The sequence below is a fragment of the Kribbella sp. NPDC004875 genome, assembly GCF_042873375.1.
GTDB lineage: Bacteria > Actinomycetota > Actinomycetes > Propionibacteriales > Kribbellaceae > Kribbella.
On sequence record NZ_JBIALI010000003.1, the window covers coordinates 126,875 to 150,071 of the forward strand.

At 69.0% G+C, this 23,197-nt stretch carries 25 protein-coding genes and 1 tRNA gene; 11 read left to right on the forward strand and 15 right to left on the reverse strand.

Annotated features, from left to right (window positions below; all coding sequences use genetic code 11):
• The first annotated feature begins 54 nt into the window (after window positions 1-54).
• Window positions 55-597, forward strand: a complete 543-nt coding sequence (locus ACFYRH_RS17775) for a hypothetical protein (protein ID WP_387775644.1) — start codon at window positions 55-57, stop codon at window positions 595-597.
• 17 nt (window positions 598-614) lie between these two features.
• Here the strand turns inward: ACFYRH_RS17775 and ACFYRH_RS17780 are convergent, their stop codons facing one another.
• Together ACFYRH_RS17780 and ACFYRH_RS17785 are read right to left on the reverse strand one after the other, a co-directional pair.
• A complete protein-coding gene (locus tag ACFYRH_RS17780) occupies window positions 615-2,138 on the reverse strand; it encodes a catalase (RefSeq protein ID WP_387775647.1) in 1,524 nt (507 codons plus the stop codon).
• A gap of 124 nt (window positions 2,139-2,262) precedes the next feature.
• Window positions 2,263-2,463, reverse strand: coding sequence for a hypothetical protein (locus ACFYRH_RS17785; RefSeq protein WP_387775650.1), 201 nt, complete (start codon window positions 2,461-2,463; stop codon window positions 2,263-2,265).
• Between the two features lie 216 nt (window positions 2,464-2,679).
• On the opposite strand from ACFYRH_RS17785, the gene ACFYRH_RS17790 reads away from it, so the two are divergent.
• A complete protein-coding gene (locus ACFYRH_RS17790; RefSeq protein ID WP_387775653.1) occupies window positions 2,680-3,084 on the forward strand; it encodes a rhodanese-like domain-containing protein in 405 nt (134 codons plus the stop codon).
• A 26-nt stretch (window positions 3,085-3,110) separates the two neighbouring features.
• On the opposite strand, the gene ACFYRH_RS17795 is transcribed toward ACFYRH_RS17790, so the two are convergent.
• Window positions 3,111-3,776 carry an HAD family hydrolase gene (locus tag ACFYRH_RS17795; RefSeq protein WP_387775656.1) on the reverse strand — a complete coding sequence of 222 codons (666 nt, stop codon included), beginning with the start codon at window positions 3,774-3,776 and terminating at the stop codon, window positions 3,111-3,113.
• 113 nt (window positions 3,777-3,889) lie between these two features.
• Window positions 3,890-4,498 (reverse strand): flavodoxin family protein, encoded by a 609-nt coding sequence (locus ACFYRH_RS17800; RefSeq protein ID WP_387775659.1) that lies wholly within the window; start codon window positions 4,496-4,498, stop codon window positions 3,890-3,892.
• A 120-nt stretch (window positions 4,499-4,618) separates the two neighbouring features.
• Here ACFYRH_RS17800 and ACFYRH_RS17805 point away from each other — a divergent pair, with 120 nt between their 5' ends.
• Entirely contained in the window at window positions 4,619-5,332 is a 714-nt protein-coding gene (locus ACFYRH_RS17805) for a GAF and ANTAR domain-containing protein (protein ID WP_387775662.1), read from the forward strand.
• Between the two features lie 62 nt (window positions 5,333-5,394).
• On the opposite strand, the gene ACFYRH_RS17810 is transcribed toward ACFYRH_RS17805, so the two are convergent.
• Window positions 5,395-6,372 (reverse strand): TIGR03557 family F420-dependent LLM class oxidoreductase, encoded by a 978-nt coding sequence (locus tag ACFYRH_RS17810; protein ID WP_387775664.1) that lies wholly within the window; start codon window positions 6,370-6,372, stop codon window positions 5,395-5,397.
• A 97-nt stretch (window positions 6,373-6,469) separates the two neighbouring features.
• On the opposite strand from ACFYRH_RS17810, the gene ACFYRH_RS17815 reads away from it, so the two are divergent.
• Window positions 6,470-6,961 (forward strand): DUF6328 family protein, encoded by a 492-nt coding sequence (locus tag ACFYRH_RS17815; RefSeq protein WP_387775667.1) that lies wholly within the window; start codon window positions 6,470-6,472, stop codon window positions 6,959-6,961.
• A 14-nt stretch (window positions 6,962-6,975) separates the two neighbouring features.
• Here the strand turns inward: ACFYRH_RS17815 and ACFYRH_RS17820 are convergent, their stop codons facing one another.
• Both ACFYRH_RS17820 and ACFYRH_RS17825 read right to left on the reverse strand, forming a co-directional pair.
• Complete coding sequence (locus ACFYRH_RS17820; protein WP_387775670.1) at window positions 6,976-8,061, reverse strand: YbdK family carboxylate-amine ligase; 1,086 nt, start codon at window positions 8,059-8,061, stop codon at window positions 6,976-6,978.
• A gap of 5 nt (window positions 8,062-8,066) precedes the next feature.
• Window positions 8,067-9,092, reverse strand: a complete 1,026-nt coding sequence (locus ACFYRH_RS17825; protein WP_387775673.1) for an iron-containing redox enzyme family protein — start codon at window positions 9,090-9,092, stop codon at window positions 8,067-8,069.
• Window positions 9,093-9,114: 22 nt separating this feature from the next.
• Here ACFYRH_RS17825 and ACFYRH_RS17830 point away from each other — a divergent pair, with 22 nt between their 5' ends.
• Window positions 9,115-9,315 (forward strand): CDGSH iron-sulfur domain-containing protein, encoded by a 201-nt coding sequence (locus ACFYRH_RS17830; RefSeq protein WP_387775676.1) that lies wholly within the window; start codon window positions 9,115-9,117, stop codon window positions 9,313-9,315.
• Window positions 9,316-9,318: 3 nt separating this feature from the next.
• On the opposite strand, the gene ACFYRH_RS17835 is transcribed toward ACFYRH_RS17830, so the two are convergent.
• The 5 genes from ACFYRH_RS17835 to fdh form a co-directional block, all read right to left on the reverse strand.
• The gene (locus ACFYRH_RS17835) at window positions 9,319-10,491 is read right to left on the reverse strand and encodes a zinc-dependent alcohol dehydrogenase (RefSeq protein ID WP_387775679.1); all 1,173 of its coding nucleotides are present in this window, start codon (window positions 10,489-10,491) and stop codon (window positions 9,319-9,321) included.
• Window positions 10,492-10,565: 74 nt separating this feature from the next.
• Window positions 10,566-11,558: a selenide, water dikinase SelD gene (selD, locus tag ACFYRH_RS17840; protein ID WP_387775682.1), complete on the reverse strand. Its 993-nt coding sequence runs from the start codon at window positions 11,556-11,558 to the stop codon at window positions 10,566-10,568.
• Complete coding sequence (gene nrfD / locus ACFYRH_RS17845) at window positions 11,555-12,457, reverse strand: NrfD/PsrC family molybdoenzyme membrane anchor subunit (RefSeq protein ID WP_387775685.1); 903 nt, start codon at window positions 12,455-12,457, stop codon at window positions 11,555-11,557. Before nrfD ends, selD begins: the two co-directional genes overlap by 4 nt.
• Window positions 12,454-13,335 (reverse strand): 4Fe-4S dicluster domain-containing protein, encoded by an 882-nt coding sequence (locus tag ACFYRH_RS17850; RefSeq protein ID WP_387775688.1) that lies wholly within the window; start codon window positions 13,333-13,335, stop codon window positions 12,454-12,456. The genes nrfD and ACFYRH_RS17850 overlap by 4 nt, the downstream gene beginning before the upstream one ends.
• Entirely contained in the window at window positions 13,322-16,549 is a 3,228-nt protein-coding gene (gene fdh, locus ACFYRH_RS17855; protein ID WP_387775691.1) for a formate dehydrogenase, read from the reverse strand. The genes ACFYRH_RS17850 and fdh overlap by 14 nt, the downstream gene beginning before the upstream one ends.
• A 93-nt stretch (window positions 16,550-16,642) precedes the next feature.
• On the opposite strand from fdh, the gene ACFYRH_RS17860 reads away from it, so the two are divergent.
• From ACFYRH_RS17860 to ACFYRH_RS17885, 6 genes are all read left to right on the forward strand, one after another.
• Window positions 16,643-16,737, forward strand: a tRNA-Sec gene (locus ACFYRH_RS17860).
• 19 nt (window positions 16,738-16,756) lie between these two features.
• Window positions 16,757-18,082, forward strand: a complete 1,326-nt coding sequence (gene selA, locus ACFYRH_RS17865; RefSeq protein ID WP_387775694.1) for an L-seryl-tRNA(Sec) selenium transferase — start codon at window positions 16,757-16,759, stop codon at window positions 18,080-18,082.
• On the forward strand, window positions 18,073-19,866 hold the full coding sequence (locus ACFYRH_RS17870; protein WP_387775698.1) for a SelB C-terminal domain-containing protein: 1,794 nt from the start codon (window positions 18,073-18,075) through the stop codon (window positions 19,864-19,866). Before selA ends, ACFYRH_RS17870 begins: the two co-directional genes overlap by 10 nt.
• A 97-nt stretch (window positions 19,867-19,963) precedes the next feature.
• Window positions 19,964-20,980 carry a Ppx/GppA family phosphatase gene (locus ACFYRH_RS17875; protein ID WP_387775701.1) on the forward strand — a complete coding sequence of 339 codons (1,017 nt, stop codon included), beginning with the start codon at window positions 19,964-19,966 and terminating at the stop codon, window positions 20,978-20,980.
• A gap of 76 nt (window positions 20,981-21,056) precedes the next feature.
• Complete coding sequence (locus tag ACFYRH_RS17880) at window positions 21,057-21,311, forward strand: hypothetical protein (RefSeq protein WP_387775704.1); 255 nt, start codon at window positions 21,057-21,059, stop codon at window positions 21,309-21,311.
• Window positions 21,312-21,340: 29 nt separating this feature from the next.
• Window positions 21,341-21,694 carry a hypothetical protein gene (locus tag ACFYRH_RS17885; RefSeq protein ID WP_387775707.1) on the forward strand — a complete coding sequence of 118 codons (354 nt, stop codon included), beginning with the start codon at window positions 21,341-21,343 and terminating at the stop codon, window positions 21,692-21,694.
• Between the two features lie 31 nt (window positions 21,695-21,725).
• On the opposite strand, the gene ACFYRH_RS17890 is transcribed toward ACFYRH_RS17885, so the two are convergent.
• The 3 genes from ACFYRH_RS17890 to ACFYRH_RS17900 all read right to left on the reverse strand — a co-directional run bounded on the left by ACFYRH_RS17890 (window position 21,726) and on the right by ACFYRH_RS17900 (window position 23,196).
• Window positions 21,726-22,430, reverse strand: coding sequence for a GAF and ANTAR domain-containing protein (locus tag ACFYRH_RS17890; RefSeq protein ID WP_387775710.1), 705 nt, complete (start codon window positions 22,428-22,430; stop codon window positions 21,726-21,728).
• Window positions 22,431-22,565: 135 nt separating this feature from the next.
• Window positions 22,566-22,907 (reverse strand): hypothetical protein, encoded by a 342-nt coding sequence (locus ACFYRH_RS17895; protein ID WP_387775713.1) that lies wholly within the window; start codon window positions 22,905-22,907, stop codon window positions 22,566-22,568.
• Window positions 22,894-23,196 (reverse strand): hypothetical protein, encoded by a 303-nt coding sequence (locus ACFYRH_RS17900; RefSeq protein WP_387775716.1) that lies wholly within the window; start codon window positions 23,194-23,196, stop codon window positions 22,894-22,896. The genes ACFYRH_RS17895 and ACFYRH_RS17900 overlap by 14 nt, the downstream gene beginning before the upstream one ends.
• Window position 23,197 lies beyond the last annotated feature (1 nt).

Genomic DNA, 23,197 nt, shown 5'->3' on the forward strand with positions numbered 1-23,197 from the left:
GGGGTGGGTGCCAGGCTCCGTGGGACGTAAGGGAAATCTCTCGGAGGGAATGGTATGAACGCTCGCAATGGTCTTGTCCGGGCCCGGCGATCGGTGGCGCTGGTTGCCGCGGCCCTGATCGTCACCGGTACGTCGGCCGGCGCCGCCACCGCGGCCGACTCGCAGGGTGGCAAGTCGGCGAAGTACTGCGTCGTCACCGTCGGCAAGTCGGTCGACGGTGGGTACTCGCCGGTGAAGTCGGAGTCGTGCAGCGACGACCCGAACGCGTCGGCCTTCAAGGCGGCGGCCGCGCCCGACGTACTGCTCATGGAGTGGTTCTGGAACGCGTACAACAGCCCGCCCAAGCTCACCCGGATCATCTCGGACGAAGGCGAATGCGACTCGTCCGGCTACCGCCTGCGGCCGAACCTCATCTGGGACAACGAGATCTCCGGCTTCTACACCTACAGCCACTGCCACAAGGTGACGCTGTACGACGGCTACAGCTCGAACGGCGACTCGGCGTACTGGTACAGCGCCGTGAGCGACGGCCCCGACGTGGACTGGGTCGGCCCGTACATGAACGACCGAACCAGCTCCATCTGGATCCGCCGCTGACCCCGATTGCTGTGGTGTCAGGCCTTTTGTTGCATGGTGGTTCGGGCGGGGTTGGCCTGCTGGGCGGCCTTGGGGTCTTTCTCGTGTTGCTTGGCGCGGACGCCGTCCTCGATGCGGGTGCCGATGCCTGGGTCGATGTTGCGCCAGTACTGGAAGGCTCGCTTCAGGACGTCCTCGGTCACGCCGTTCAGGAGGTGGCCGACGACGTTGTCGACGAGCCTGCCGCGGGCGTCGTCGTCGAGGACTTCGCGGACCATGGTGCCCGGTTGTCCCCAGTCGTCGTCCTCGGCGTGGGACACATACGCCGTACGGGTGATCTCGCCGTCGGCGTGCCAACTGGGTGGCGAGCCGTGGGCCGCGACGTCTGCTGACGGTCCACCCTTCGAGTTCGGTGCGTACACCGGGTCGGTCGTCTTGCGATAGGCCATCGCCCCGTCCTTCGAGTAGGTCCGGACGGGCGCGATCGGAGCGTTGACCGGCAACTGCTGGTAATTGGCGCCGATCCGGGCGCGGTGCGCATCGGCGTACGCGAAGAGCCGGCCGAGCAGCATCCGGTCCGGGCTGGGACCGATGCCCGGAACCAGGTTGTTCGGCTGGAACGCCGCCTGCTCGATCTCCGCGTGGTTGTCGGTCGGGTTGCGGTCCAGCGTCATCCGGCCGACTTCGACCAGCGGGTAGTCGCCGTGCGGCCACACCTTGGTCAGGTCGAAGGGGTTGAACCGGTACGCGGCCGCGTCCTCGTACGGCATGATCTGGACGTACAGCGTCCAGCTCGGGAACTCCCCGTCGCGGATGTGCTCGAACAGGTCGCGGGTGTGGTAATCGGTGTCAACAGCAACCATCTGGTCGGCTTCGTCCTGGGTGAAGCACTCGATCCCCTGATCGGTCTTGAAGTGGTACTTGACCCACGAGCGCTCACCCGCGGCGTTGATCCACAGGTAGGTGTGGGACGAGTAGCCGTTCATATGGCGCCACGTGCGCGGAATGCCCCGGTCGCCCATCAACCAGGTGACCTGATGGGCGGACTCCGGGGACAGCGTCCAGAAGTCCCACTGCATGTCGTGGTCCCGCAGGTTGTTGTCCGCGCGACGCTTCTGCGACCGGATGAAGTGCTGGAACTTCATCGGATCCTTGATGAAGAACACCGGAGTGTTGTTGCCCACCATGTCGTAATTGCCCTCGCTGGTGTAGAACTTCACCGCGAAGCCCCGGGGATCACGCCACGTGTCGGGGCTGCCCCGCTCACCCGCCACCGTGGAGAACCTGGTCACGAGATCGGTGCGTACCCCCGGCTGGAACAACGCCGCCTTGGTATACCGGCTGACATCTGCCGTCACCTCGAAATGCCCGAACGCGCCACTCCCCTTGGCATGCGGCTGCCGCTCGGGAATCCGCTCCCGGTTGAACTGCGCCATCTGCTCGATCAGGTACGCATCCTGGAGCAGGATCGGCCCGTCCGGCCCGACCGTCAGAGAATGCTCGTCACTCTCGACAGGAATCCCCGCGTCCGTGGTCGTCGGGTGAGAAGTGGGGTCGGTCATGCAGATCATCCCTCCGAAACAGAGTCGACTCAGGCAGCACTCAGCCCGCCACCATCAACCAGTACCCAGACCGACGTACAGCAAGCAGCAGGCCGCGGCCCGCAGGTGGTACACCCGTCTGGGTTCAGGCGCAGACGGCGATCAGATCCAAGCCGTCGGCGCCTGCCAAGAGGTAGCGGGTCGACTCCTGTGAGACGGCAACGAAGTGCCCTGGAGCGATCGGGACGCGCGCGCCGTCGACGACGAGCCATCCGGAGCCTCTGACGACGGCGTACACGTCCTCGACCTGGTCGCCTAGGTGGGTCGTGCGGGGTCGTCGTCGCACCGGCGGGAAGTTCTACCTTGTAGACCTCGAAGGCGGAGACGCCCAGAAGGTCACTGATGCGCTTGTCGAACGGACTCGCGGCCGGATGCGGGCCAGGTCCCAGCTCGACCACTGTCGAATCCACGATAGAGAAACCCATACACGAGGGTAGAACAGCGCGCCGGGTGGGAACCGGCCTCACGTGCATGCGCGTCGACGCCGACACAGGCTGGAGTGATGATGGGGATCACCGAGACACTCGCAGAAGTCAGGTCGGGTCTCCGGCGGCTGAGTCCGGCGGCGGCGCAGGCCGCGGCCCGGGAGCCGGGGACCTTCATCGTGGATACCCGGCCCGAGGCACAGCGCAAAGACTTCGGAGAGATTCCGGGGGCGATCGTCGTCGAACGCAACCACCTCGAGTGGCGACTCGACCCGCACAGCGAAAGCCGGATCCCCGAGGCTGTCGAGGCGGGTATCCGGTGGATCGTCCTGTGCCAGCAGGGGTACTCCTCGAGCCTCGCTGCCGACTCCCTGCGAAGGATCGGCCTGTCGCGCAGCACCGACGTCATCGGCGGATTCGAAGCGTGGCGCGCAGCCGGCCTTGCGATCCATCACCCTGCGATACCGACTCAGCCGCGATAGCCTCCGGCTGGTCGGTTGGGGGGAACTCAGGCGAGCGGGGTGTCGTCGAGTGCCTTCACCAGGTCGGCCGGCGTGTCGTAGATGGCGGCCGCGCCCGCCTCGCGGAGTTCATCGTCGCCGAAGCCGCCCGAACGGACCACGAGGGACGGCATACCGATCTTCCGGGCGGCCTTCACGTCCCAGACCGAATCCCCGACCATGACACTGGACGCATCGGACGACGCGCCCAGCTTCTGCAACGCCACGTGGAGCAGATCGGGCGCCGGTTTCGACGCTTCGACATCGGCGCTGGTCGTCCAGTCGTCCACGATGTCGCGCGCGTCCAGCTTGTCCAGGAACACGTCCACGTGGTCCTCCTGCGCGGAGCTCGCCAGCACCAGCCGGTGACCACGTTCCTTGATGGCCAACAGCAGGTCACGAGCGCCCGGAAGCGGCGACATCTCCGCCAGCAACGCATCGGCCTCGTGCCGCTGCTGTTCGCGAACCTGGTCCCCGACGCGGTTCTCCAACTCATCTCCACCGAGCGCCGCGAGCAACTGGTCCCCGCCCATCCCGATCAGCCGGTGCAGCCGCCAGACCGGATAGGTCTCCCCCACGGACCGCAGCGCCCGGTACCACGCCAAGGCGTGCTGGTAGTTCGAGTCGATGAGCGTCCCATCGATGTCGAGGATGGCGATGGCTGAGTCGGTCACACCTGTCGCAGTACCCGGCAATCCGCGAATCAACCCGCCGAGACCGATCGGCGGCGATGTCGCGGCGGTGCGGCCTGCCGTCGACGACGCAGGTTTCATGCCTGGGCCGCGCCTCATGCGGGCGCGTACTCCTGGTCACGGAGTACCCGAGCCAGGTGGGCGGCGTTGGCCGCGGCGGTCTTGGTCGTGGCACCGGTGGTGTCAGGCTTCGGCCCCGCGTCCTTGTAGTCCACCGAACCCATCGCCTCCCCCACCCAGTACGTCGCCCCTGCCGCCGGGATCGTGAAACCGACGTCGTTCAACGCCTGGAAGACCTCGGCGGTCACGTGATGCGCTCCATCTTCGTTGCCCACGACACCGACCACCGCAACCTTGCCGTACACGAGGGGCCGTCCCTGGTCGTCCTGCTCGGAAAGCTCGGCGTCCAGCCGCTCCAGCACGAGCTTGCACACGCTCGCCGGCTGCCCCATCCAGATCGGCGTCGAGATGACCAGGATGTCCGCGGCCAGCACCTTCTCGCGCAACGCCGGCCACTCGTCGCCGTCACCCTCGTCGATGCTCACGCCGAACCGCACGTCGTGATCGGCGACCCTGACGACCTCACCCTCGACGTCGTGATCGGCGAGCGCGGTCAGCACTTCTCGCCCGATGAACTCCGAACTCGACTTCGCCGGCGACTTCTTCAACGAACAGCTCAGCACCAGCGCCCGCAGTGACGACATCTGTGACATCTCCCGTTCCGGTGCGGCATCGGCAGCCGCACCTCACGAACCGGTACCCGAGTGGACCCGCTCTAGTTCTCCGGGGAGCAACAGGTCTTCCAACCGGGGCATGATGGAGTCATGGACGCAACGCCGCCATCGGCCTCGGCCGCCGAGAGTTTCGCTCAGATGGCGGTCGAGCTGCATGCGAGTGACGGCGTGGAGAACACGGTCGAGAGCGCCATCCAGTTCGCGGTGCAGGCCTTGGGCTGCCGGTACGCCGGTGTCGCGCTCGCCCGCGCCGGGCATCTGGAGGTCCCGGCCGTCACCGAACCGGTCCTGGCCGAGATCTACCGGTTCCAGCTCGACGGCGGGCTCGGTGCGTTGGTCGAATGCATGCGTCACCGCAGCACCGTCCTGGTCCGCGACACCGTGCTCGACGGCCGCTGGCCGGAATGGGCCGGAAAGATGCTCGGCCTCGGCATCCGCAGCGTCCTCGACGTGCCGCTGTCCACGGACGACACAACCGTCGTCGGCGTGCTCGGCCTCTACAGCACAGAACCCGACGCCTTCACCCCGGCCGACGAGGAGATCGCCCACATCTTCGCCCGGCACGCGTCGGTTGCGCTCCGCGCCGCACGGCGCGAAGCCGACCTCCACCTCGCCGTCGACTCCCGCCACCTGGTCGGCCAGGCAGTGGGCATCCTGATGGAACGCTACGACCTCGACGCCAACCGCGCCTTCGAGGTGCTCCGACGCTACTCCCAGGACACCAACACCAAACTCCGTGAGGTCGCACGGCAACTCATCGCCGAGCGCCGCCTGCCGACACCCCCGGACAGCGCGGAGAGCTGATGAGGACCTGAGCGCCGGCACCCGGTGGCACCACGCTGCGGAGGACCGTCTATCTGGCGCTGTCACAGGGAGCGCAGCGCTGGGCCGAGCTCCTTGGTGAAGAAGTCGAAGAAGCCGGACATGTCCGGGCCGGCGTTGATCAGGGCGAGATGGTCGTAGCCCGCCGCGGCGAACGGCCGGGCGATCTCCAGGTGCCGTTCGACGTCGGGGCCGCACCCGAACTGCTCGCGCAGATGGTCCGGCGTGATCAACTCTGTGGCGGCGTCGAAGTTCACCGGGTTCGGCAGCTCGGACTGAACCTTCCAGCCCGTCAGGCCGAACCTGAACAGCCTGCGCGCAGACTCGGCGGCCGCGTCCTCCGACGGCGCCCAGGCCAGCGGCACCTCTGCGTATCGAGCACCGCTGCCGCCCGCGCCCTCGAATGCCGCGACCAGCTCCGGCTCCGGCTCGGTCACGAACAACGCGTCGCCCAGCTCGCCCGCGAGCCGGGCCGCCTCCGGTCCTCCTGCGGCTACCGCGATGGCCGGCAGATCGTCCGGCAGATCGAACACTCTCGCGTCCTCCAGCTGCAGGTGTTTCCCGTCGTACGACTGGTAGCCGCCTTTCCACAGCAGCCGGATGATCTCGAGTGACTCGCGCAGCATCTGATGCCGAACAGCGACAGCCGGCCAGCCTCGCCCGACCACATGCTCGTTGAGACGTTCACCGGCGCCGACGCCGAGAGTGAAGCGCCCACCGGACAGGATCGCCGTCGTCGCGGCCGCCTGCGCGACGACCGCGGGGTGGTACCGGATGAACGGGCACGTCACACCGGTCGCGAGACCGATGGAGGAGGTTCGTGCCGCGATCGCCGAAAGCATCGAGAACGCGAAGCCGGAATGTTCGTGCTCGCTCACCCACGGATGGAAGTGATCACTCACCTCGACGAAGTCGAACCCCGCCTCCTCGGCCCGCACCGCCTGCTCGACGATGTCGACCGGCCCGTAGGCCTCGGCGATCAGCTTGAACCCGACCTTCACCCGGTCCTTGGTGTCTGTCATTCCACTGCGGTACCCGAAACACCGCGCGGCACCCGTTCGGTGCGGCATGTTCAGGTCGCACCGGGGGCACCGGGCAGGTCATGGGAGGCCTGACGGCATGATCTCCAAACGGCTGAGCTACCAGCGAGACGACGAGAGCTCCGGCGAACGACTCGACCGGCACTGGAACGAGCTGTTGCAAGAACTGCGTCTGGTCCAGACCGGAACTCAGATCCTGTTCGCCTTCCTGCTGGGGATCGCGTTCCAGAACCAGTTCCACACCGCGGACAGATTCACCCATGCCGTCTATGCGTGCACGTTGCTCGCCGCGGCGGTCGCTGTCTCCCTGTTCCTCGCTCCGGTGGCGTTCCACCGCTTCCTGTACCGCGAAGGTCTGCGAGACCGCCTGATCATCGTCACCGACCGCCTGGTTCGGGCCGGCATGGTCTTCCTCGTCGCGTCGGTCGGTGGTGGGGTGCTGATCGCGTTGGACGTCGTCCTTCCCCGGCCCGCCGCAACCGTCCTGGTCGGCGTACTCCTGGGATGGTTCGGCGTGCTGTGGCTGGTCTTGCCCGCCTATGTCCGGCACAAGCGCGACGTACCCGGCTGATCCGCCGGCCACCGTCAGCGGTTGAACACCTCGGCCAGCCACGGGACGACGGCCTCGGCGCCGAGTGCTCGCAGGTGTTCGACCGGCGGATGCTCGACCATGATCCGCACGTCGTCCAGACCGTCCGGCGCGTAGGGCTCGGCGGCGTCGACGAGCTCGTGCAGGCGGCGCCGGGTGGCTCGCGTCTCACCGGTGCGCAGGTCGAGCAGCTCTCCCCGTACGCCGTCGCGCAGCGCCGCCCACCGGTTCTCCGCGATTCTCCAGGCCGGCGCCGGCGAGACGGGCTCACCGATCCGGTACAGATCCGCGAACCTCGCACCGAGCGCGTACACGAAGCCCGCGATCGCGCTGGTCTGCCACACGGTCGCCTGTACGTCGAGAACTCGCAGTTCCAGCGTGCCGTAGCCACCGTGCGGCCGGAGCTCCCACCACCACTCCGACGCGTCACCCACGACTCCCCCTCGGACCGTCCAGGCAAGATCGGCGGCGAACTGCTCCCAGGAGCCGATGACCGGCGGCACACCTTGGCGCGGCAACTGCGCCGCGATCACCGGACGCACCGAGCACAGTCCGGTGTCCCGTCCGCCTGCGTACGGCGCGGCGCCGGCCAGCGCCGCCAGCTCCGGCAGGATGTTCCGCAGCCGGTGATAGACGTCCAACGTGCAGTCGGCGTCGCCAAAAGCCAAATGGACCTGCAGTGAAGACACCAGTTGCCGGCCGATTGCCTCTCGGTAGCGGGCAGCGAGCCGAGCCGATCGCTCCGTGGGCGACAAGGCGGCGGGTCCGTCGAGCAGCGGATGGACGGGGGTCGCGATCGCCGCCACCGTGGGATCGCAGGCCTTGGTGATCAGCGCTCGACAGGCTCTGAGTTCGTCGACAGCATCCGCGACACAGGTGTGCACCGAGGTCGCGATCTCGAGTTGGCACGCGGGCAGTTCCTGCTTCACGCGAGGATCGTCGACGACCGCGACCACGGCGGCTGCGGTGGCCGGCCGCCACGTCGCGCGGTGCACCAGCAGCAGTTCCTCCTCGAAGCCGACGGTCCCGGGCTCGGTGCCGGAGAACCGCGAACGAAGCAGCTCCGCGTCCGTGATCGCCACGCAGGTCAACTCTTCACACGACGAAGCTGCCGCGCGCGGTCCGGCTGGTCCGCGGTCCACGAGGTCAGAAGATGTTCGGCGAAGCGGTCGTCGGCCGCCAGCGCGCAACGGGCGCCGAACAGCACGTCGCCGATCGCCTCGGGATGCCGGCGGACGTAGTTGCCGCACAGGTCGTGCGCGGCGATCTGCTCGTGGACCGCGTCGGCTTCGACGTGCTCGGTGAAGTAGCGGGCTGCTTCCTCGGACGCACCCAGCCGGATCGCTCCCGTCGCGTACTGCCGGTTGGGCAGCGTCGACGTCATCTCGAGAGCGGCGAGATGACCGAGCAGCGCACCGGTCCACCGACGGTGGATCGCGAACAGCGACATCACGTTGGACACGGCCAGCGTGACCGCCGGTACGTCGGGAACGTAGTACCCGTAGCTGTCGTCGAGACCGAGCCAGCGCATCGTCGTACGGAAGAGCTCCGAGTGCATGCGATCCGGTCGGCCTCCGCCGTACTCGTCGGCCTCGATCTCGACCAGTGCCGCCTTCGCCGCGCCGTCCAGCCGCGCGATGCCGAAGCTGTGCGGATCGGCCTCCTTGAGCTGGTAGACCGACCGGTTCAGCACGAACTCGCGGAACTGTTCCTTCGTGGCATGCCGGCGCAGGTACGGCGAGAGACGCGGACCGTCGGCGCCCTCGATCAGGGATCGCAGCTGCTCGGCGACCGGCTGTGAACCCGGCTCGACCCGGCAGGCCGCCTCCAGCCGGCCCGTCCACGGGCCCTCCAGACGAGAGCGGAACGCGATCACGTCCGGAGCCCACTGCAGGGCCGGATCCACGTCGTCGAAGCCGCGGTACTGCAGCTCGTAGGCGACCCAGAGGGCCAATTGGAGATCGTCGTCGGACCACGGATCGGCGCTGGACGTGACCCGTGGAGCCGCGGTGGCGTAACGCTGGAGCCGAGAGGCCAGCCAGCCGCTGAGAGGCCCCCGGGGTGCTGGTAGCTGCATGCCGACCCGGTACCCGCCGGGCAGTCGTGAACGCATCGCCCGTGGGTACCGACTGGTCATGACCGAGATTCGTGCGTATCCGGACGGGCCGCTGCTGGTGCGCGGTGAGTTCGAGCTCCTCGACGAGAACGGCGATCCGATCCCCGCGTGCCGCCGTACGATCGCGCTCTGTCGTTGCGGCCGCACCGCGATCCCTCCGCTGTGCGACGGCACCCACGCCCTGCCGCTGCCCCGTCGCACCGCGCACTCCCCGGAGTAGGCGTCAGGGATTCAGCAGCACCTTCACCATGCCGTCAGCCTTCTCCTGGAACGTCCTGTACGCCGCTGGCCCCTCGGCCAGCGGCAGGTGATGCGTCGCGAAGGAGTCGACCCCTAACGGATCGTCGTCGGTGAGCAGCGGCAGGATCTGCCCGCTCCACCGGCGGACGTTGGCCTGTCCCATCCGCAGCTGGATCTGCTTGTCGAACATCGTCAGCATCGGCAGCGGATCCGCCATCCCGCCGTACACGCCGACCAGCGAGATCGTGCCGCCGCGCCGGACGATGTCGATCGCGAGCAGCAGCGCGGACTGCCGGTCGACGCCTGCCTTCTGCATGAACGTGCGCTGGATCGCGTCCGGCAGCAGGCCCGCCGCCCGTTGCGCGACGCTCGCGACCGGTGACCCGTGGGCTTCCATGCCGACGGCATCGATCACCGAGTCGGGTCCGCGTCCGTCGGTCAGGTTCCGGATCTGGTCCGCGACGTCGTCGGAGTACTCGAGCGTCTCCACACCACGGGCCTGCGCCCGCTCGATCCGCTCCGGCACCAGATCGACGCCGATGACCCGGTGACCGCGGTGCAACGCGATCCGGCACGCCATGTCACCGATCGGTCCGAGACCGAGCACCGCGACCGATCCTCCGTCCGGAATCCCGGCGTACTCCACCGCCTGCCAAGCGGTCGGCAGTACGTCGGACAAGTAGACGAACCGGTCGTCGGGCGGGCCCTCCGGCACCTTGATCGGGCCGTACTGCGCTTGCGGCACCCGCAGGTACTCCGCCTGTCCGCCGGGCACCTGCCCGTAGAGCTTGGTGTAGCCGAACAACGCCGCGCCCATCCCCTGGTCACGGACCTGAGTGGTCTCGCACTGGGTCTGCAAACCCTGTGTACACAGGAAACAGGCGCCGCAGGCGATCTGGAACGGGACGACCACGCGGTCCCCCTGCTGCAGACCGCCGACCTGCGCTCCCGTCTCCTCGACGACCCCGATCACCTCGTGCCCGAGTACGTCGCCGGTGTCGAGGAACGGACCCATCACCTCGTACAGGTGCAGGTCCGACCCACAGATCCCCGACGACGTCACCCGCACGATCGCGTCCGTCGGTTCCTCGATCCGCGGATCCGGTACGTCGTCGTACCCGATGCTCCGCTTTCCCTGCCACGTCAGCGCCTTCATCCGGCCTCCCGTCACCGTGTGCCGATCCAGGGAACTTCGGTGCCCGACGAGCGACCTACCAAGCATCCGGCGGGTCACACGATCTGGATGCGCGGTGGTCCGGGGACCAGTTCGCCGACCACCGGGCAGCCCGGGATCTCGCCGGCCACGAGCAGGCCGCCGGAGGTCTGGGCATCGGCCAGGAGAAGCAACTCCTCCTCGGACAGGCTCGAGTCCAGCGAACTGCGGACCCAGTCGAGGTTCCGGCGGCTCCCGCCAGGAACGAAGCCCGCTGCCAACGCCTCACGGGAACCCTCGAGGCACGGTACGGCGGCAGCCTCGACCACCGCTCCGACCTCACTCGCCCGGATCAGCTTCAGCAGGTGCCCGAGCAGGCCGAACCCGGTGACGTCGGTCGCACAGACCACCCCCGCCGCGAGCGCGGCGCGGGACGCGTCCCGGTTGAGCGTGGTCATCGTCGCCACCGCCTGCGCGAACACCTCGCCGGTCGCCTTGTGCCGGTTGTTCAGCACGCCGAGCCCGAGCGGCTTGGTCAGCGTCAACGGTGTTCCGGGCCGCCCGGCGTCGTTCCGCAGCAGCCGATCCGGATCGGCCAGGCCCGTGACGGCGAGACCGTACTTCGGCTCGGGATCGTCGATGCTGTGTCCACCCGCCAGGTAGGTCCCGGCCTCCGCGCAGACGTCCGCGGCACCTTGCAGTACGTCCGCCGCGAGCTCGAACGGAATGCGGTCTCGCGGCCAGGCCAGGAGGTTCACGGCGACGATCGGCTCGCCGCCCATCGCGTACACGTCCGACAGCGCGTTGGCCGCCGCGATCCGCCCCCAGTCGTAGGCGTCGTCGACGACCGGTGTGAAGAAGTCCGCGGTCGTCACCACGGCCCGGCGGCCGTCGATCCGCACCACGGCCGCGTCGTCGCCGTGCTCCAGGCCGACCACCAGCTCCCCGTCGGCGTGGCCGGCCGGCATTCCGCCGACGAGAGCCTCCAGTTCACCCGGCGGGATCTTGCACGCGCAACCGCCACCGGCCGCGTACTGCGTCAACCGCACGGGTGCCGCCAGGTCAGTCACTGCCCGCTCCGTTCACCTTGCGGAACCACGGTGTACTTCGGATCGCGCGCGGACGCCAGCCCCGCCTGGAACACGCCGAATCTGGTGAGCAGAGAGCCGGCGAGGTACGCCGTGCCGGCCAGCGTGGACACCACTCGGGACCGCCGGGCGAAGGGTGTCAGGCCGGTACCGGCCGCCGTCAGCACCCGCGCAAGCTTCAGCAGCGTGCCGGGGCGTCCCTCGCGGTAGACCTCCGCGTGCATCCCCAACCGGCGGTTCATCAGCTCTGACGCCGCGAGCTCCGCGACGCCGCCGATGACCGCCATCCGGCGGGCCGGTCCGGCCTCGGCCTTCGGCGCGGCGACCATCGCCAGACCGCCCGCGGCCGCCGCAGCGCTGCCCGCGAACACGAACGGCAACTCCCGATGCGCCTCGTGCCAGGCCGGCACTGCTGTGTCCGCTACCAGCACCGCGGTGTACGTCGCCAGCGCAGGCCCTAGGACCCCCGCGCCGGCGCCGGCCATCCGGCCCACGACTCGCAGCCGGCCGCTGTACTCGGTCGCGGCCGCGGCCGCCGACAACCCGCTGAACGATGCGAGGATCCAGGACCCGACGGACAGCGGCGAGGTGATCTTCAGGACCCGCAGCATGTTCAGGAAACGCTCCGGACGACCGAGATCGTGAACCAGCAGGCCGGAGCCGAGCGTGGACCCGGCCGCCGCCGCGGTCCTTGCCACGCGCAACAGTCCGGCCCGTCCGGTCAGCGCAGCGCCTTCGGCGAGCAACGCCGATGCACCGGCCAGCCCACCGGCGAACAGATACAGCGGGACGTCCGGCTGTTTCCACACCGGCTCCTTGAGGATCGGCCGCCCGTAGTACGAGTCGAACTCGGGCTCCGGGACCATCCGGCGTTCCTTCACCGCCGGCCTCCCGCGAAGACGGCGACCGCGACACCGAGCAGGGCACCTGCGGCAGCCGCCGCGTGCTTCCACATCGATCCCAGATCGCGGGTGGTGACGACCGGGTCCGGCGGCAGGCCGTACACCTCCGGCTCGTCGAGTAGCAGGAAGAACGCACCGTCACCGCCGACGCCGTCCTCCGGGTCGGCGCCGTACAACCTGGCCACGTCGACACCTTGGTCGTGCAGGTCCTGTACGCGTTTGTCAGCCCGCTCGCGGAGTTCGTCCAGCGGCCCGAACTGGATCGAATCCGTCGGGCAGGCCTTTGCGCACGCGGGTTCCTCGCCGACCTTCAGCCGGTCGTAGCACATGGTGCACTTGAACACACGGCCGTCGTTCTTGCGCTGGTCGATCACGCCGTACGGGCAGGCTGGAACGCAGTACCCGCAGCCGTTGCAGATGTCCTCCTGGACGACCACGGTGCCGTACTCGGTGCGGAACAGCGCGCCGGTCGGGCAGACGTCCAGACAGGCCGCGTGCGTGCAGTGTTTGCACACGTCGGAAGACATCAGCCACGCGACGTCCTTCTGCTCGTCCGGTGGCCCCACGCCGGGCAGTCCGAGGTCGACGGTCGTGGCGGGTTTCTGCTTCTCGACGAAGGCGACATGCCGCCAGGTGTCCGCGCCCAGCTGGGTGGTGTTGTCGTACGACGTCCCGGTGAACTCGAGGCCGTCCTCGGGCAGCTCGTTCCACTCCTTACAGGCGACCTCGCAGGCCTTGCAGCCGATGCAGACCGAGGTGTCGGTGAAGAACCCGACCCGCGGCGGGTGGTCGTCGCCGTACCCCGCGTCGGCAGAGACGTCCGCCAGCGGTCCGAAGAACCGGTCAGCCTGCGTCATCGGGGCTCCCTCCGTCGAGCCGCCTGCGGTAGGCCTCGACGTACGCGAGCAGGTCGGCGCCGCGTGGACGCCGTCCCGGCCGCACGTCGCAAGTGCCCACCTTGTCCTGGATGTACACATTGGGATCGAGCGTCACGTTCACCAGGTCGTTCTGCGAGTCGCCGGTGGTCAGCCCGCGGCCGCCCCAGTGGTACGGCAGGCCGACCTGCTCGACGATCCGGTCGCCGAGCCGTAACGACCGCATCCGGTCGGTCACCAGCACCCGCGCCTCGATCGCGGTCCGGGTGGTGACGATCGTCGCCCAGTCACCGTTGGTCAGCCCGCGCTCGGCGGCCAGCCGCGGTGAGACCTCACAGAACATCGCCGGCTGCAGCTCCGACAGGTACGGCAGCGTGCGACTCATACCGCCGGCCGTGTGGTGCTCGGTCAACCGGTAGCTCGTGAACACGTACGGGAACACCTCCGACAGCGACGGGTTCAGCGGATTCACCGCATGCTCCAGACGGAACCTGGCCGGGTTGTTCTGCGTGTCGTAGAGCGGGTTGCGGACCGGCGACTCGGCCGGCTCGTAGAACGCCGGCATCGGTCCGTCGGCCAGCCCGACCGGCGCGAACAGCCAGCCCTTCCCGTCGGTCTGCATCACGAACGGGTCCCGGCCGCCGATCGCGTCCGGCCCTCGCGCGTCATCGTCCGGCACATGGTCCGGCGCCCGGTCGGGGATGAAGTCCGGTACGTCGTGGCCGGTCCACTTGCCGTTCTCGGCATCCCACCAGACATAGGCCTTCCGCTCGCTCCACGGCTTCCCGTCCGGATCCGCGGACGCGCGGTTGTAGAGGATCCGGCGGTTCGCCGGCCAGGCCCAGCCCCACTCGGGCGCGACCCACGACTGGTCGGCGCCGGGGGTCCGCCGGGCCGCCTGGTTCACCTCGTCGGCGTACACACCGCAATAGATCCAGCAGCCGCACCGGGTACTGCCGTCGGCCTTCAGTTCCGTGTACGCCGACAACGCGTGACCGTCCTTCGTCCCGTTGATCTCACGCAGCACCGCTTCCGCTCGGGGCTCCCGCAGCGGGCCTTCCTGTCCGTAATCCCAGGTGAGATCAAGCAACGGGCGGTCCCGCTCGTCGGTGGATCCGGCCAGCTTCGCCCGCAACCGCTGACCGAGCTCGTAGTAGAACTGCAGGTCGCTGCGGGCGTCGTCCGGCGGCTCGACCGCCTTGTGGTGCCACTGCAGCATCCGCTGCGTATTGGTGAACGAACCTGCCTTCTCGGTGTGCGCGGCCGCGGGCAGGAAGAAGACCTCGGTGCCGATCTCCTCGGTGCGCAACTCCCCCGTGCTGAGCTCCGGCCCGTCCTTCCAGAACGTTGCCGACTCGATCATCGCCAGGTCACGCACCACGAGCCAGTCCAGGTTCGCGAGACCGAGGCGCTGCATCTTGCCGTTCGCCGACCCGACGGCCGGGTTCTCGCCGATCAGGAAGTAGCCCTTGACCCGGCCCTCGATCTGGCCGATCACGGTCTCGTACGTCGAGTGGTGGCCGGTCAGCCGCGGCAGATAGTCGAAGCAATAGTCGTTGTCAGCGGTCGCCGCTTCACCCCACCAGGACTTCAGCAGGCTGACCATGTACGCGTCCATGTTGCCCCAGAAGCCGGTCTTGCCCGCGTCCTCCGCGACGTACTGCTCGAGATTCAGGTGGTGCTCGGCGTGCGGCATCGGGAGGTACCCGGGGAGCAGGTTGAACAGCGTCGGGATGTCCGTGGAGCCCTGGATGCTGGCATGTCCGCGCAACGCCATGATGCCACCGCCCGGACGGCCGATGTTGCCCAGCAGCAACTGCAGGATCGCCGCGGTCCGGATGTTCTGTACGCCGGTGCTGTGGTGCGTCCAGCCGACCGAGTACACGAACGCGCCGGTCTTGTCCCGTCCGCTCGCCGAGGTCAGCGCATCGGCGACCTGGCGGAACTTGTCCGGGCTGATCCCGCAGACCTGCTCCACCATCTCGGGCGTGTAACGGGCGAAGTGCCGCTTCAGAATCTGGTAGACGCACCGCGGATGCTGCAGCGTCTCGTCACGCTCGGGTTTGAATTCGACCGCCGGACCGCCAGAACCTGCGGCCTCGGATCGCGCTGCCTCGTGGGCACCGGCGTCGTCGCTGCTGCGGTGGCCCTTCTGCCCGCGCTTCGTCCCGGCCGCGGCGTCGGCCTCCGCGCCCTCGTAGTGCCACGAGCCCGCGTCGTACGACCCCGTCTCCGGGTCGAAGCCGGAGAACAGGCCGTTCAGATCGTCGGTGTCGCGGAAGTCCTCCCCGATGATCGCGGCCGCGTTGGTGTACGGGACGACGTACTCACGGAAGTCGAGCTCGTTGCTCAGCACGTGGTTCACGAGCGCCCCGAGGAACGCGATGTCGGTGCCGGCCCGGATCGGCAGGTGCAGGTCGGCGACCGCCGACGTCCGGGTGAACCGTGGGTCGACATGAATCACTGTCGCGCCCCGGGCCTTGGCCTCCATCACCCACTGGAACCCGACCGGATGGCACTCGGCCATGTTCGAGCCCTCGATGAGGATCACATCCGCGTTGGCCAGGTCCTGCTGGAACCCGGTGGCGCCGCCGCGCCCGAACGAGGCCCCCAGACCGGGGACCGTCGAGGAGTGTCAAATACGCGCCTGGTTCTCGATCTGGATCGCACCCATCGCCGTGTACAGCTTCTTCATGAGGTAGTTCTCCTCGTTGTCGAGGGTCGCTCCTCCGAGGCTGGCGATGCCCATCGTGCGACGGACCCGGTTGCCGTCCTGCTCCCACTGCCAGGTCTCGTCCCGGGTCTTCAGCACGCGGTCCGCGATCATCTCCATCGCGGTGTCGAGGTCCAGTTCCTCCCAGTCGGTTCCGTACGGGCGCCGGTAGCGCACCTTCGTCTCGCGCAACGACGAGGTGACGAGCTGCTTGCTCGCGCTGCCCTTCGGGCACAACCGGCCGCGTGACACCGGGCTCTTCGGGTCACCCTCGATCTGGATGACCTGCTCGTCCTTGACGAACACCCGTTGCCCGCAGCCCACCGCGCAGTACGGGCAGATCGAGTCGACGACCCGGTCCGCGTCCGCGATGCGCCCGCGCAGTGCCGCCGTCCGCTTCGACCTGGCCGCCTTGCCACGCCCGAGCCGGTCCGGGCCGCGGAGCTGCCGCAGCACCGGCCAAGGAAGACCTTCGACGGACATGACACACCTGTACGCCGAAGTGGCCCGTCGTAAACGTTCATGCCATGCACTGAGTGAAAAACGCTCCGAATGGGCACTGCACCAGCGACTCGTGGAGGCGTACCTCGTCTGGTGACGGGCGCGGTCTTCAAAGCCGTTGTGGCCGGGTATCCCGGCCAGGCGGGTTCGATTCCCGTCCGCCTCCGCCAACCACGTCCGGAGGTGCCGGTGTCCGCAGCCGATCGCGACCGTGCCCGGCACGTCGCCGGTGACGATCCGCGCCGGGCGACGCCGCGCACCGACCGGGTGCTGGCCGATCCTCAACTGGCCGACGCGATCGCCCGTCTCGGCCGGCCCGCGGTCAAGCAGGCTGTGGGCGGTGCACTCGACCGGTGCCGCTCCGGTGCGATCTCCCCCGCGGACGTCGTGCCGGCCGTGCTCGCAGCGCTCCCCAGCGCGCCGACGTCCTTGCGACAGGTGATCAACGCGACCGGAGTCGTCGTCCACACGAACCTCGGGCGCGCGCCCCTGTCCACGGCCGCACAGCAGGCGCTCGGACTGGCTGCCGGACCGACCGACGTCGAACTCGATCTACGGACCGGTGCGCGCGGGAAGCGTGGCGCGGCAGCACTCGCCGCGTTGGCCGCGGCCGTCCCCGACGCGGGCGGCGTCCACGTGGTCAACAACGGCGCCGCAGCCCTCGCGCTCGCCGCCTGCGCACTCGCCGCGGGCCGCTCGATCGTGATCGCCCGGGGCGAACTGGTCGAGATCGGCGACGGTTTCCGCATCCCCGACCTGCTCACATCGGTCGGCGCGACCCTCCGCGAGGTCGGTACGACGAACCGCGTCCGGCTCGCCGACTACCAGGCGGCTGTCGACGACTCGACCGCGTTCGTCCTCAAGGTGCACCCGTCCAACTTCCGCGTCGAGGGCTTCACGTCCACCGTCTCGATCGCCGAGCTGTCCACCCTGCCGGTTCCCGTGGTGGCCGACCTCGGCTCCGGCCTGCTGCAGCCGCATCCCCGACTTCCTGCGGAGCCTGACGCGACCACCGCACTGCGTGCCGGGGCAGCGCTCGTCACAGCCTCGGGCGACAAGCTCCTCGGCGGGCCGCAATGCGGACTTCTCCTCGGTGACCACGCCCTGGTCGAGCGGCTGCGCCGCTTCCCGTTCGCCCGGGCGCTCCGGGTCGACAAGCTCACCCTGGCCGCTCTGGAGGCGACGCTGACCGGTCCCCCGACGCCGGTTGCCGAGGCGCTGGCCACCACACCCGGCGAGCTCCTCGCGCGGGCGAAGCAGGTCGCGAGCGCATTGGGCGCGGACGCGGTCGTCTCGACGGCGGCGGTCGGCGGCGGAGGCGCACCCGGCGTCGAACTGGAGAGTGCAGCCGTCGCACTCGATCCACGGTGGGCCGAACCCTTGCGGATGCTCGACCCGGCGGTCGTCGGTCATGTCGTGCGCGGACGGCTGCTGCTCGATCTGATCGCAGTACCGCCGACGCAGGACGACGTACTCGTGGAGGCTGTGCGACGGGTGGCTGAGCGATGCACGTGATCGCCACCGCCGGGCACGTCGACCACGGCAAGTCGACGCTCGTCCGGGCACTGACCGGATCCGACCCGGACCGGCTCGCCGAAGAACGACGGCGCGGACTGACGATCAGTCTCGGCTACTGCTGGACCGAGCTCCCCGACGTGGGCGAGGTCGCGTTCGTCGACGTACCGGGGCACGAACGGTTCCTCGCCACCATGCTGGCCGGGGTCGGGCCGGTGCCGGCCGTTCTGTTCGTGGTCGCCGCCGACGACGGCTGGATGCCGCAGGCCGCCGAACATCTCGCCGCGCTGGACGCCTTCGGGGTCCGGCACGGCGTGGTTGCCGTGACGCGATCCGACCTGGCCGATCCCGAACCGATCATCACCCGAACCCGGGCGGAACTCGCTCGGACGACGTTGCACGAAGCGCCGATCGTCGCGGTGAGCGGCCGGACCGGACAAGGCCTCGACGTACTGCGCGAGGCCCTGACGACGCTGGCGGCCGCACTACCGGTCCCCGATCCGGGCGCCGATGTCCGGCTGTGGGTCGACCGGAGCTTCACCGTGCACGGTGCCGGAACCGTCGTGACCGGCACCCTGGCCGCGGGAACCGTCGCCCGCGGCGACCGACTCGTGCTCGGGAACGGCGAGGTCAGGGTCCGCGGGATCGAGGCACTCGGCAGGTCCCGTGACCAGGTGAGTGGCGTCGCCCGGGTCGCACTCAACCTCGGCAGCAAAATCCCCGACGCTCTTGGACGGGACAGTGTGCTGGCCACCCCGGACGCATGGCATTGGACGACATCTGCGGACGTCATCCTGGCACCGCACGACGCGGAACCCGACTCGGCCCCGACAGTCGACGTGCCCGGCCGCGCCGACCTCGTGGTGCACATCGGTGCGGTGGCCGAGCACGTTCATTTCCGCGCGCTCGGTGCGCGGCACGCCCGGCTGCTCTTCCGCCGCCCCCTGCCGCTCCGGATCGGCGATCGCGCCATCCTCCGCGATCCAGGCAGCCGGCGGCTGTGGGGAATCGTCGTGGCCGACCCGATTCCGCCCGCGATCAACCGTCGCGGCGCCGCACGCCGGCGCGCATCCGAGCTGGCGACGGTGGACGGTCGCCCTGCCACCGAGGTCCGGCGGCGCAGCCCCGTCCGGGCCTCGCTACTCCGCCGGATCGGCGTGGACCCGGATACCGCGGACGCTGTCCGGGTCGGCGACTGGCTGCTCGCCCCGGATCATGCCACGGCCCTGCGAACCGAACTCGCGAATCTGGTGGCGACATGGTCGGCTGAACAACCACTCGACCCCGGTCTGCCGCTGACCACAGCGGCCCAGCTCCTTGCCCTCCCCTCCGTCGACCTCGTCACGGCGCTGGTCGGTCCTCCGCTCCACGTCACCGGCGGACGCGTGCTCAACGGCGACGCCGCCCTCCCACCCCAGCTTTTGAAGGCAGTCGCCGAGCTCACCGAGCGGATCCGCCGGCAGCCGTACCGGGCACCCGAGGCAGCCGAGCTCGAAGCCGCAGGTCTCGACAAGCGGGCCATCGCGGCCGCGGGCCGAGCCCACCTGCTGCTCCGCCTCACCGACACGGTCGTGCTCCTCCCCGGCGCCGACGAGACGGCAGTACGACGACTCGCGGAGCTACCGCAGCCCTTCACCACCAGTGCGGCACGACGCTGCCTCGACAGCACCCGACGTGTCGTCGTACCACTGCTCGAACACCTCGACCGCCGCGGACGCACCCGGCGGCTCCCCGACGACCGACGAGTCACCGTGCCTGAGCCAACCGTCGAACGGCAGGAGTGAGTGCGCCTACCCCGACCCGCCGCGCTCATTCGCATGCAGCGAAGGCAAGGAGATCCGGGACGACTAGAGGGCCGCTGCGGCGGGCACCGACCAAGTCATGAAGATCGGCGTACTGGATATTGGATCGACCACCGCGCAACTGCAGGTCGCGGAGGCCGTGCCGGGCGCGCCCCCGCTCCCCACCCACGCGTTCAAGCAACGGATCCTGCTGGGCGAAGCACTTCAGCCGGACGGCACCATCACCGGCGACGGCCTGGACCGCGTGATCGAGGCCGTCCGGAGGGCGGCGGCTGCCGCGCACGACCTGCAGGTCGACCGGATGTACGCGTTCGCGACCTCGGCGATCCGCGACGCCACCAACGCCGGAGAGATCGCCGCCGCGCTCGCCAACGAGACTGGCGTCCAGCTGCGCTTCCTCACCGGGGAGGACGAAGCCCGCCTGACCTACCTCGCGGTCCGGCGCTGGTACGGCTGGTCCGCCGGACGCCTGCTCGTGCTCGACATCGGCGGCGGCTCGATGGAGATCGCGCTCGGTCGCGACGCCCGCCCCGACTTCGCGGCGTCCCTGCCCTTGGGGGCCGGCCGGCTGACGCGTCGCTTCCTGCCCGACGACCCGCCGAGCCGGGACCAACTCCACGAACTGCGGCACCACGTCCGTACGACGCTGCGCCAGGTCTCCGACCGGCTCCTCTGGGAAGGCGACCCCAAACAGGTCATCGGCAGCTCCAAGACGTTCAAGCAGCTGGCCCGGCTGACCGGAGCGCCGGCGCAACGCTGCGGTCCGTTCGTCCGGCGCTCCCTGTCCAGACGGGATGTACGGCGCTGGCTGCCGCGGCTGGCCGCGATGACCAGCACCGAGCGCGCCACCCTCCGTGGGATCTCGCAGTACCGTGCCCACCAGTCGCTCGCCGGAGCCGTGGTCGCGAGCGCGACGATGGCGACTCTCGACATCAGCCACCTCGAGGTGTCGCCGTGGGCGCTGCGCGAAGGGATTCTGTTGCATCACCTCGAAACCGTCACCAACCAGGAGCAGCCGCTGACGGTCGAGTCGCTGCAGCCGATCACGGCACTCGCACCGGCACCTGCCGTCGTCACGAGCATCAAGCGGAAGTAGCTCGCACAACGGCTCGCTGTTTCCACGCCGGCACCGCGGGTACCGATTCAGCTCCCGCGGGCGATTGGAGCCTACGATGTCGATCTGGCAGCGGTTCAAGCGCTGGCGTCTGTCCCACAAGGTCAACGAGGCCGACGCACCGTCCGATGGCACCACGGCGATGACCCGCAGTACGGGCGGCGATCCCGATCGCGGGACCCCGGCCACGACCGGGACCGGTACGAGTTCCGAGTTCGTCGGCCGCGTCGCCGGCGACGACACCACGACGGACGAATCAACAGCCGGTGAGAGCGGCGCCGAACGCCGCGGGCGGCACCGCGCGGGCGGTTGACTCCTGAACTGATCGGGCACCGGGACTGCATGACTGTGAAGCTGAACGACAAGGCGTTCGAACACGCGAAGTCCTTGATCCGGAAGGGTCAGACGGTCAAGGACGAGCGGGACGACTGGAGCGAGCACGCACCGACCGCGGCCGAGCAGAACGCGTACCTGGACAAGCACGGCTGGCAGGACTACGGATCGTGGTTCCTCGGTGTCGACACGGAGATGGACGAGGAGACCAAGGGCCACTACGAGTTCCCGTACGGCGACTTCCGGCGCGTGCACCGCTGCGGTGTGATCAGCGCGGAGTCACGCGCCGCGCAGTACAACCATCCGGAGATCCAGCACGCCCTGGAGGAGATCCACCGGTTGCTGGACGGCGATCACGCCTGAACCCCGAAGGGCCGGGGGTCCGGCGGGGCAGTCAGGCGTTCTCCGGCAACGGGGCCGGCCGGCGAGATTCGATCAGCTCCTGGGCGACGTCGCGCAGCTTGCGTTTCGAGTTCTTCGAGTACTGCCGGAGCACCTCGAGGGCGCGCTCGTCGTCCAAGTCGTAACGCTCCATGAGGATGCCGAGCGCCTGTCCGATCAGCCTGCGGACATCGGTCGCCACGGCCGGGTTGCGGTCGTCACGTGCCCTCGCGATCGCTACCGCCGCCTGGCCGGCGAGCAGGTGCGCCACGGCGAGGTCGTCGTCGTCGAAGCCGCCCGGCGTCCCGGAGAAGAGACTCAGCACCGCCCCCGGATCACGCCGTACCCGCACCGGAATGTGAATCGCGCTCCGGATCCCCGCAACGAGGGCCGCGTTGGTCCACGTCTGCGACCAGCGAGTCTCGACCAGCACGTCGGGAATGAGCAACTCCTTGTCCTGTTGGACCGCGGTGATGAGCGGACCTTCACCGAAGCGGACCTGTTCGTGGTAGAGCTCGGCCAGCTTCGGGTCGCTCAGCGCCAGGATCGAGAGGCACTGCCGGCGGTCGATCAGCACCATCGAGGCGAATTCGCACCCGACGGCCCGGCAACAGAACTCGACGACCGTGTCGACGGTCTGCTCCACGCCTTCCGCGTCGTGCATCTCGGTCGCCAACCGCTCCAGCATCTCTGCCGTCGACGGATGATGCTCAGTCATGGCTCGCCTCCACGAACTGCCGATTTCCACCTGCAGGGACACCTGCCTGATCCCCAGAAGCCGACCGGCCGATCGGTACCCGGCCCGCACCGCGACAAACGACCATCAGCACCTCCTGCACGCACTCGAGCGTCGTCAGTACCGTGCGAGCTCCTCCAGGCGGCGGAAGTCGGCGCGCTTCGAGGCGAGCCTGACGACACCGTCCACGATCTCGTCGACGTTCGCCCAGGGCAGGTACCAGACCTCGCCCAGCCGCGCATGCACCAGCCGGCGCAGCAGGGCCGGCCCGACATGCCGCTCGTACCCGAAGAGCCGGGTGACCCGGTTCTCCACCACGATCAGACCGTCAACCCGCAGGGCACGCTGCATCGAGACCAGCAGCGGTCCGTCCTGCACCAGCCGGACGTCGGCCACACCGCCCACGTCGTCACCGTCGGCATCGATCACCCGAAGACCGAGCAGGTCATTCAGTCGCATCGAGAGCCCCCGGGATCTTGTCGATGACGTGGTCCCCGAGCCAGTCGTCGTAGTAGTCGAGCTGCAGGCCGTCCGCGACAACCTTCACCGCGGTGTCGATCTCGGCGATCCGCCGCGCGGTGATCCGCTCCCGGCCGGAGATCAGCGCCGAGACCACCGGCGGGTCGGCTTCCAGGTCGAGCTCGACGTCGTCGACCTTCCCGCACAGATGGCCGTCGGACCGGTCGATCAGCTGCCGATCGAGAAGATGCAGCTGGGCGTGCAGCACGCGCGCGGATTCATTGGTCATG

Coding starts and splice junctions, on each gene's coding strand:
- ACFYRH_RS17835 (WP_387775679.1), bottom strand. CDS start 10,491: ATGAAGGCGCTGACGTGGCAGGGAAAGCGGAGCATCGGGTACGACGAC.
- ACFYRH_RS17875 (WP_387775701.1), top strand. CDS start 19,964: ATGAAGATCGGCGTACTGGATATTGGATCGACCACCGCGCAACTGCAG.
- ACFYRH_RS17825 (WP_387775673.1), bottom strand. CDS start 9,092: ATGCGTTCACGACTGCCCGGCGGGTACCGGGTCGGCATGCAGCTACCA.
- ACFYRH_RS17790 (WP_387775653.1), top strand. CDS start 2,680: ATGATGGGGATCACCGAGACACTCGCAGAAGTCAGGTCGGGTCTCCGG.
- ACFYRH_RS17870 (WP_387775698.1), top strand. CDS start 18,073: ATGCACGTGATCGCCACCGCCGGGCACGTCGACCACGGCAAGTCGACG.
- ACFYRH_RS17895 (WP_387775713.1), bottom strand. CDS start 22,907: ATGCGACTGAATGACCTGCTCGGTCTTCGGGTGATCGATGCCGACGGT.
- ACFYRH_RS17810 (WP_387775664.1), bottom strand. CDS start 6,372: ATGACAGACACCAAGGACCGGGTGAAGGTCGGGTTCAAGCTGATCGCC.
- ACFYRH_RS17775 (WP_387775644.1), top strand. CDS start 55: ATGAACGCTCGCAATGGTCTTGTCCGGGCCCGGCGATCGGTGGCGCTG.
- ACFYRH_RS17890 (WP_387775710.1), bottom strand. CDS start 22,430: ATGACTGAGCATCATCCGTCGACGGCAGAGATGCTGGAGCGGTTGGCG.
- ACFYRH_RS17880 (WP_387775704.1), top strand. CDS start 21,057: ATGTCGATCTGGCAGCGGTTCAAGCGCTGGCGTCTGTCCCACAAGGTC.
- ACFYRH_RS17885 (WP_387775707.1), top strand. CDS start 21,341: ATGACTGTGAAGCTGAACGACAAGGCGTTCGAACACGCGAAGTCCTTG.
- ACFYRH_RS17780 (WP_387775647.1), bottom strand. CDS start 2,138: ATGACCGACCCCACTTCTCACCCGACGACCACGGACGCGGGGATTCCT.
- ACFYRH_RS17900 (WP_387775716.1), bottom strand. CDS start 23,196: ATGACCAATGAATCCGCGCGCGTGCTGCACGCCCAGCTGCATCTTCTC.
- ACFYRH_RS17805 (WP_387775662.1), top strand. CDS start 4,619: ATGGACGCAACGCCGCCATCGGCCTCGGCCGCCGAGAGTTTCGCTCAG.
- ACFYRH_RS17800 (WP_387775659.1), bottom strand. CDS start 4,498: ATGTCGTCACTGCGGGCGCTGGTGCTGAGCTGTTCGTTGAAGAAGTCG.
- ACFYRH_RS17850 (WP_387775688.1), bottom strand. CDS start 13,335: ATGACGCAGGCTGACCGGTTCTTCGGACCGCTGGCGGACGTCTCTGCC.
- ACFYRH_RS17815 (WP_387775667.1), top strand. CDS start 6,470: ATGATCTCCAAACGGCTGAGCTACCAGCGAGACGACGAGAGCTCCGGC.
- ACFYRH_RS17830 (WP_387775676.1), top strand. CDS start 9,115: ATGACCGAGATTCGTGCGTATCCGGACGGGCCGCTGCTGGTGCGCGGT.